Here is a 6513-nt window from a genome sequence, read left to right as displayed (position 1 = left end):
AAGACGCGGCGATGCCTCTCCTCCTCCCTGGCATCGCCGCAGCTTCGCCCAAGATCGACGCGGTCGGCCCTCCTCCTCCCTAGGCCGGGCGCGAGACGAAGAAGCGGTGGCGCCCTCCTCCTCCCGGCGTCACCGCTTTTTTGTATGTCGCCATGCTGTGCGACGCGTCCCTGCCGACTCGTCCCTGCCCGGCCGGAACGTAATCCGCCTACTGGATGCGCGCCCAGGTCTGGCTGGAGCAGATCAGTCCGCCCAGCACGCAGCCACGCAGTCGCAGCCGGTCGCCCTCCAGGTCCATCTTGCCGATGTAGATCTTGTCGTTCGACGGTCGCCAGACTCGGCCCTCGTAGCTGCCATCGCCCTGCGGCACCATGTCGATGACGATCTGGCGGCCGATATTTTCGGACTCGTATTCACCATCGGACTCGAAAGTGCGGCCGATCGTGCCGCAGACGGCATTGCCGCAGGTCGAGATGGTCACATGGGCATAGGCCCCATCGTCCACCTGGGTCTGCCAGACCCCCTCGGCGGGATCGGCGGCGGCCGTCGTGGCCAGGCCCAGCATCGCGGCGACCATTGTCAAAATTTTCTTCATTGCGCGTCCTCCCGGAAACTGCCGCGCAGCCTGTGCGCCGCTCCCCCGCCGATCAAGCCTGACGTCGGGTCGCGTTGCATCCCGGGGGGGCATGGTGCAAAGGGACGAAAACGCCAGTGGAGTCGTGCTGATGATCCTCTACCCCGCCATTGACCTGAAGGATGGCAACGCCGTGCGTCTGCTGCGCGGCGACATGGAGAAATCCACCGTTTTCAACGAGGACCCCGCCGCCCAGGCCCGCGCCTTCGTCGAGGCGGGCTGCGAATGGCTGCACCTGGTGGACCTGAACGGCGCCTTCGCGGGCGAACCCGTGAACGCCGCCCCGGTCGAGGCGATCCTGACCCAATGCAAGGTTCCCGCCCAGCTGGGTGGCGGCATCCGCGACATGGCCACCATCGAGATGTGGCTGAACAAGGGGCTGGAGCGCGTGATCCTGGGCACCGTGGCCGTTGAAGACCCCGGGCTCGTGCGCGCGGCCGCCCGTGCCTTTCCCGGGCGCGTGGCCGTGGGCATCGACGCGCGGGACGGCCTTGTCGCCACCAAGGGCTGGGCCGAGGCAACGAACGTGCAGGCCACCGACCTGGCGAAGTCCTTCGAGGATGCCGGTGTGGCCGCGCTGATCTACACCGATATCAACCGGGATGGCGCCATGGGCGGGCCCAACACTGCCGCGACCGAGGCCCTGGCCCGCGCCGTTTCCATCCCGGTGATCGCCTCGGGTGGTGTCTCGTCGCTCGACGACCTGGCCGCGCTCAAGGCCAACGGCCTGATCGCGGGCGCAATTTCGGGGCGGGCGCTCTATGACGGGGCCATCGACCTGCCCCGGGCCCTTGCCCTGGTCAAGGGCTGAGCCTTGGATCGTGTCCTGCGCCTTTGCGGCCTGCTCGCGCTGATGCTCGGGCTGGCCCCGCTTGCCCTGCCACTGACGGCAGGCACCCTTGCCGGCCTGCTGCCGGGCTGTTCGGTCAACGAAGCGGGCAGCACCGGCGCCTGCCTGGTGCTGGGACACCCCGCAGGCGATCTGCTGGCGCGGGCCTATGGCCTGCTCTGGGCGATCCCGGCCGGGCTGGGGCTGTCGCTGATCGGGTTCTTTCTTCTGCTGGCCGGCTGGGGCATAAGACGCGCACGGACACGCCGCGCGCAACACCGGTAACACCATGCTCAAGACCCGCATCATTCCCTGTCTCGATGTCGCCGATGGCCGCGTGGTCAAGGGCGTCAACTTCGTGGACCTGCGCGATGCCGGCGACCCGGTGGATGCCGCCCGCGCCTATGACGCCGCCGGCGCGGACGAGCTATGCTTTCTCGACATCCATGCCACCCACGAAAACCGCGGCACTCTATACGACCTGGCCACGCGCACCGCGGAACAGGTCTTCATGCCACTGACGATCGGCGGCGGCGTGCGCAGCCACGAGGACGTGCGCAAGCTGCTGTTGGCCGGCGCTGACAAGGTGTCGTTCAACTCGGCTGCCGTCGCCGACCCCGATGTGCTGACCGAGGCCGCGTTGCGCTTTGGCAGCCAGTGCATCGTCTGCGCCATCGACGCCAAGACAGTCGGACCGGGCCGCTGGGAGATTTTTACCCACGGCGGGCGCAAGCCCACCGGGATTGATGCCGTGGAATTCGCCACAACGGTGGCTGAAAAGGGCGCCGGGGAAATCCTGCTGACCTCGATGGACCGCGACGGCACCCGGGCAGGGTTCAACCTGCCCCTCACGCGCGCCATATCCGACGCGGTCGACATTCCCGTGATCGCCTCGGGCGGCGTCGGCACACTGGATCACCTGGTCGAAGGTGTCACCGACGGGCATGCCAGTGCCGTGCTCGCCGCCTCGATCTTTCATTTCGGCACCTACACGATCGCACAGGCCAAGGCCCACATGGCCGCCGCCGGCATCCCCATGAGACTGACATGAGCCTGACAGACCTTGCCGCCACCATCGCCGCCCGCGCAGGCGCCGACCCGGACACCAGCTGGACCGCCCGCCTGCTGGCCGACCCAGACAAGGCCGCCGAGAAATTCGGCGAGGAATCGGTGGAGGCCATCATAGAGGCCGTGAAAGACGACCCCGCGAGGCTGACGTCCGAGGCTGCCGATGCGCTCTATCACCTGCTGGTCATGTGCGCCGCGCGCGGTGTGACACTTTCGGATATTGAAACGGAACTCGCCAGCCGCCAGATGCAAGGCGGGATCGAAGAGAAGGCCCGCCGATGATACGTCATATCGTGTTCTTTTCCGCCAAGGCCCCCGAAGACGTGCAGAAGATCGAGGAGGGGCTGACCATGCTTGCCACGATCCCCGAGCACGAGACATTCGAGGTGCGCCAGTCGCTCAATGCCGATGCCTTGACCGGCGGCGCGGTCGACGTTGTGGTCTATGCCGAGTTCGCGGATGAAGCTGCACTGGCGCGCTACAAGGCGCATCCGACCTATCAGAACTGCATAGACGTGGTCCGCCCGTTGCGCGAGTTGCGCTTGGCCGCCGATATCGCCTCCTGACCCGTTTCCCCGGACAACGAACATCCCCGGGTGACCCGGCCGCCGGCGAAGAGGTGCAGCGGGCCTAAAGCTTCGACGAGATGCGCCCGGTATTGATTCCGCCGCGCGACAGCTCGCCGCACAAGCGCTGGTATTCCATCTTGGGGCACAGATCCATGACAACGTCGACGCCGCGGGCCTCGGCCCGGGCGGCCGCGGCCTCGTGCACGACCCCGATCTGCATCCAGATCGTCTGCAGGTCCGGCCAGCGCGCCAGTGCCTCGTCCACGATGGGCGGCACCGCGTCCGGACGGCGGAAGATGTCGACCATCTCCACGTCGTCGGGCACATCGGACAGGCTGGCACGGACCGTCTCGCCCAGCAGCTCCTGACCCGCCAGGCCCGGATTGACCGGTATCACGCGATACCCCTTAAGGCCGAGGTAGCGGGCCACGAAATAGGATGGACGCACCGGATTGGCGCTGACGCCGACCAGTGCAACGGTGCGGGTGCGCTCAAGGATGTCGCGCAGATGCGAGTCGCTGTAGCTCATGGGGCGAGGCTACCCTTGCGCGAGCCAGGAAAAAAGCGCCCAAGGTCGAAACCCCGGGCGCGTCAGGTACGGAACGAGGGACAGTGATGGAGGCAAGGCGTTCCGCGCTCTTGCCCCTGTTCATGAAATAGGAACCTGCCCGGCGCGGAAAAGTGGCGCTCAGGAAAACGTGAACAGGCAACGAACGCGGGGCGCGCGGTCAGTCGATGATGTCCTCGACAAGGTCGAACAGCTCCTCGAAGATCTTCTTCATCCGCTTGCGGCCCTTGCCCTTGCGTGTCTTGCGCCGCGGCCGCCCCGTGTTTTCCCACCCGGCCTTCGGGTGCGCCGGTTTCGGGGCAGGGCGGGCGGGCGTCGCGCGTGGCGCACCTGCCCCGCGCCGGCCCGTGCCAGGCCCGGCATCCCTGCGCTTGCCGGGCATCTGCTTCAGGTCATGCAATGGCGCGCCGCAGCGCGAACAGGCCAGTTCATGCCGCTCGCGCCCGGTCAGGACCAGCGCGGCGCGGGTCCCGCAATAACAGCAGGTGGCGATCTTCTCGGCGGGCATGACCTCTCCTCAGCGATCCTGGGATGCATATAGGGCGACCGCCGCCGCGTTGGAGACATTGAGAGAGCCGAAATCCCCGGCGACGGGAATTTTCACCAGTTTGTCGCAGGTCGCGCGGGTTTTCTCGCGCAGCCCCGGCCCCTCGGCGCCCAGCACCAGGGCCACGGGGCGGTCGGCCTGCCCCGAGATGACCGATTCGACAGTTTCCTCGGCCTCGCCGGCCAGGCCCAGCACGAGGTAGCCCATGGACTTGAGCTCTTCCATGGCAGTGGCAAGGTTGCGCACCCGCAGGTAGGGCTGTCGCTCCAGCGCCCCCGAGGCTGTCTTGGCCAGCGCACCGGTTTCGGGGGCCGAGTGGCGCTGCACGGCGATCACGGCCCGGGCACCGAAGACCTCGGCCGAGCGCAGGATCGCGCCGACGTTGTGCGGATCGGTCACGCGGTCCAGAAGCACCACGCGCGCCGCCCCCTTCGGATAACAGGCCTCGGCCAGCGCCCCCCAGTCCAGGGGCCTGACCTCCAGCGCCGCGCCCTGGTGCACCGATTGCGGGTCGATGGGGGCGGCGAACCTGCGCGGGTCGCTCATCTCGGGAGCAGGTCCTTGGGCCACCGCGTCACCCAGCCGGTCGAGCGCGTTCTTGGTGACCACCAGGCGCAGCTTCTCGCGCGCGGGATTCATCAGCGCGTCGCGCACTGCGTGCAGTCCGAACAGCCAGACGGTATCGGCACCCGCCTTGCGGCGGGCCTGCTCTTTCTCGACAACCCACTTGGGTTTCTTCATGGCGTTCTCCTTTGGCCCGTCATGGGATGGGCAGCGCAAATCCGCAAGAGCCTGCGCCAAAATGGTGTTGACGCCCCAATGCCTCGCGGCTATCCCCCGCAGCGTCGGGCGACGAGCTGCAAGGTGCGGCAGCGGACTGTAACTCCGCCGGGGAGACCCATGCCAGGTTCGATTCCTGGGTCGCCCACCATTCCCCTCCCCATTTGACCAGATCCCGCGATGATCTTGCACCTACGGATGCAAGCGCTGGGCTTTATGCACGCGGCGATTTGCGCAATACCAATGAAATGGAGGACAGCAAGTCAGAGCCGGGCCTTTTGCGCCGCTTGTTCGACCGCGCGGTCGAGGTGGCCGACCCGATACGCATACTGGCCGGCCACTTGCCACCCAAACCGAAGGGGCGGGTCGTTGTCATCTGCGCGGGCAAGGCGAGCGCGCGGATGGCCGAGGCGGTCGAGGCCGCGTGGGGCCCTTGCGAGGGGCTGGTTATTACCCGGTACGGCTATGCCCGTCCCTGCGCGGGGATCGAGATCGTCGAGGCCGCGCATCCAGTGCCCGATTTCGCCGGCGTGGCGGCGACCCGGCGCATGCTGGACCTCGTCAGCGGGCTGGGCACGGGAGATTTTGTGCTGGCGCTCATATCCGGCGGTGGCTCGGCCCTGCTCTGTGCCCCCGTCGCGGGGCTGACGCTCGCCGACAAGCAGGCGGTCTCGCGTGATCTGCTGGCCAGCGGCGCCCCGATTTCCGAGGTCAACGGCGTGCGCAAGCAGCTCTCGGCGGTCAAGGGCGGGCGGCTGGCGGCGGCGGCCCATCCGGCGCGGATGCTGGCTCTTATGATCTCGGACGTGCCCGGCGACGCGCCGGGCGACATAGCAAGCGGGCCCACCGTGGGGGATGCGGGCGACGCAGCCCGGGCGGCCGAGATCCTGGCGCGCTGGAACGTGACGCCACCCCCGGCGGTGGCCGCGCATCTGGCCCGGGGCGGCGCGCCGGTGCCGCCCGGGGACAGGCGACTGGCGCGGGTCGAAAACAAGGTGATCGCGGCGCCCTCGCAATCGCTGGCCGCGGCGGCGAACCTGGCCCGCGCCGAGGGCATCGAGGTGCGTCTACTGGGCGACGCGATCGAGGGAGAGGCGTGCAGGATTGCGGCGGACCATGCAGCCCGGGCGTTGAAAGCCCGACGTGATCGCACAGGTGACCGGCCCCTGCTGATCCTTTCGGGGGGTGAACTGACCGTGACGCGGCACGGCGACGGTTCGGGCGGACCGAACGCCGAATATGCGCTGGCGCTGGCGCTCGCACTGCGGGGCGCGCCGGGCATCCATGCCCTGGCCTGCGATACCGACGGGGTCGATGGCGGCGCCGAGGTCGCGGGCGCGCAGGTCTTTCCCGACACGCTGGCCCGGGCACGCGCGGCAGGGCTCGACCCGGGGGCTGCGCTGGCGCGCAACGACTCGCACGGGTTCTTCGCCGCGCTGGGTGACCAGGTGGTGACAGGCCCCACCCTGACCAATGTCAATGATTTCCGCGCCCTGCTGATCCGGTAAAGCCTGCCCC

The 6513-nt window shown here is 68.2% G+C and carries 10 protein-coding genes and 1 tRNA gene; 7 read left to right on the top strand and 4 right to left on the bottom strand.

The genetic code is table 11. The features are described from left to right. Positions 1 to 208: 208 nt before the first annotated feature. A complete protein-coding gene (locus VJ897_RS06795) occupies positions 209 to 595 on the bottom strand; it encodes a DUF2147 domain-containing protein (RefSeq protein WP_324054456.1) in 387 nt (128 codons plus the stop codon). Positions 596 to 725: 130 nt separating this feature from the next. On the opposite strand from VJ897_RS06795, the gene hisA reads away from it, so the two are divergent. Genes hisA through VJ897_RS06770 form a run of 5 tightly spaced genes read left to right on the top strand, consistent with a single transcriptional unit; the run spans position 726 to position 3097 of the window. Then, entirely contained in the window at positions 726 to 1445 is a 720-nt protein-coding gene (gene hisA, locus VJ897_RS06790) for a 1-(5-phosphoribosyl)-5-[(5-phosphoribosylamino)methylideneamino]imidazole-4-carboxamide isomerase (RefSeq protein ID WP_324054455.1), read from the top strand. A 3-nt stretch (positions 1446 to 1448) separates the two neighbouring features. Then, complete coding sequence (locus tag VJ897_RS06785; RefSeq protein ID WP_324054454.1) at positions 1449 to 1748, top strand: hypothetical protein; 300 nt, start codon at positions 1449 to 1451, stop codon at positions 1746 to 1748. Between the two features lie 4 nt (positions 1749 to 1752). Continuing rightward, a complete protein-coding gene (hisF, locus tag VJ897_RS06780; protein ID WP_324054453.1) occupies positions 1753 to 2514 on the top strand; it encodes an imidazole glycerol phosphate synthase subunit HisF in 762 nt (253 codons plus the stop codon). After that, positions 2511 to 2813: a phosphoribosyl-ATP diphosphatase gene (locus tag VJ897_RS06775; protein ID WP_324054451.1), complete on the top strand. Its 303-nt coding sequence runs from the start codon at positions 2511 to 2513 to the stop codon at positions 2811 to 2813. The genes hisF and VJ897_RS06775 overlap by 4 nt, the downstream gene beginning before the upstream one ends. Next, the gene (locus VJ897_RS06770) at positions 2810 to 3097 is read left to right on the top strand and encodes a Dabb family protein (protein WP_324054450.1); all 288 of its coding nucleotides are present in this window, start codon (positions 2810 to 2812) and stop codon (positions 3095 to 3097) included. The genes VJ897_RS06775 and VJ897_RS06770 overlap by 4 nt, the downstream gene beginning before the upstream one ends. A gap of 64 nt (positions 3098 to 3161) precedes the next feature. On the opposite strand, the gene VJ897_RS06765 is transcribed toward VJ897_RS06770, so the two are convergent. From VJ897_RS06765 to rlmB, 3 genes are all read right to left on the bottom strand, one after another. Beyond that, entirely contained in the window at positions 3162 to 3629 is a 468-nt protein-coding gene (locus VJ897_RS06765) for a CoA-binding protein (RefSeq protein ID WP_324054449.1), read from the bottom strand. Positions 3630 to 3828: 199 nt separating this feature from the next. Continuing rightward, positions 3829 to 4176, bottom strand: a complete 348-nt coding sequence (locus VJ897_RS06760) for a hypothetical protein (RefSeq protein ID WP_324054448.1) — start codon at positions 4174 to 4176, stop codon at positions 3829 to 3831. Between the two features lie 9 nt (positions 4177 to 4185). After that, positions 4186 to 4956 (bottom strand): 23S rRNA (guanosine(2251)-2'-O)-methyltransferase RlmB, encoded by a 771-nt coding sequence (gene rlmB, locus VJ897_RS06755; protein WP_324054447.1) that lies wholly within the window; start codon positions 4954 to 4956, stop codon positions 4186 to 4188. A 106-nt stretch (positions 4957 to 5062) separates the two neighbouring features. Here rlmB and VJ897_RS06750 point away from each other — a divergent pair. Both VJ897_RS06750 and VJ897_RS06745 read left to right on the top strand, forming a co-directional pair. Beyond that, positions 5063 to 5146 (top strand) — tRNA-Tyr (locus VJ897_RS06750). Positions 5147 to 5243: 97 nt separating this feature from the next. Further along, on the top strand, positions 5244 to 6503 hold the full coding sequence (locus tag VJ897_RS06745) for a glycerate kinase type-2 family protein (RefSeq protein WP_324054446.1): 1260 nt from the start codon (positions 5244 to 5246) through the stop codon (positions 6501 to 6503). Positions 6504 to 6513 lie beyond the last annotated feature (10 nt).

Source organism: Salibaculum sp., from assembly GCF_035270045.1.
Classification (GTDB): domain Bacteria; phylum Pseudomonadota; class Alphaproteobacteria; order Rhodobacterales; family Rhodobacteraceae; genus Salibaculum.
The sequence above is the reverse complement of the archived record's forward strand: the minus strand, read 5'-3'. Positions and strand labels throughout refer to the sequence as shown.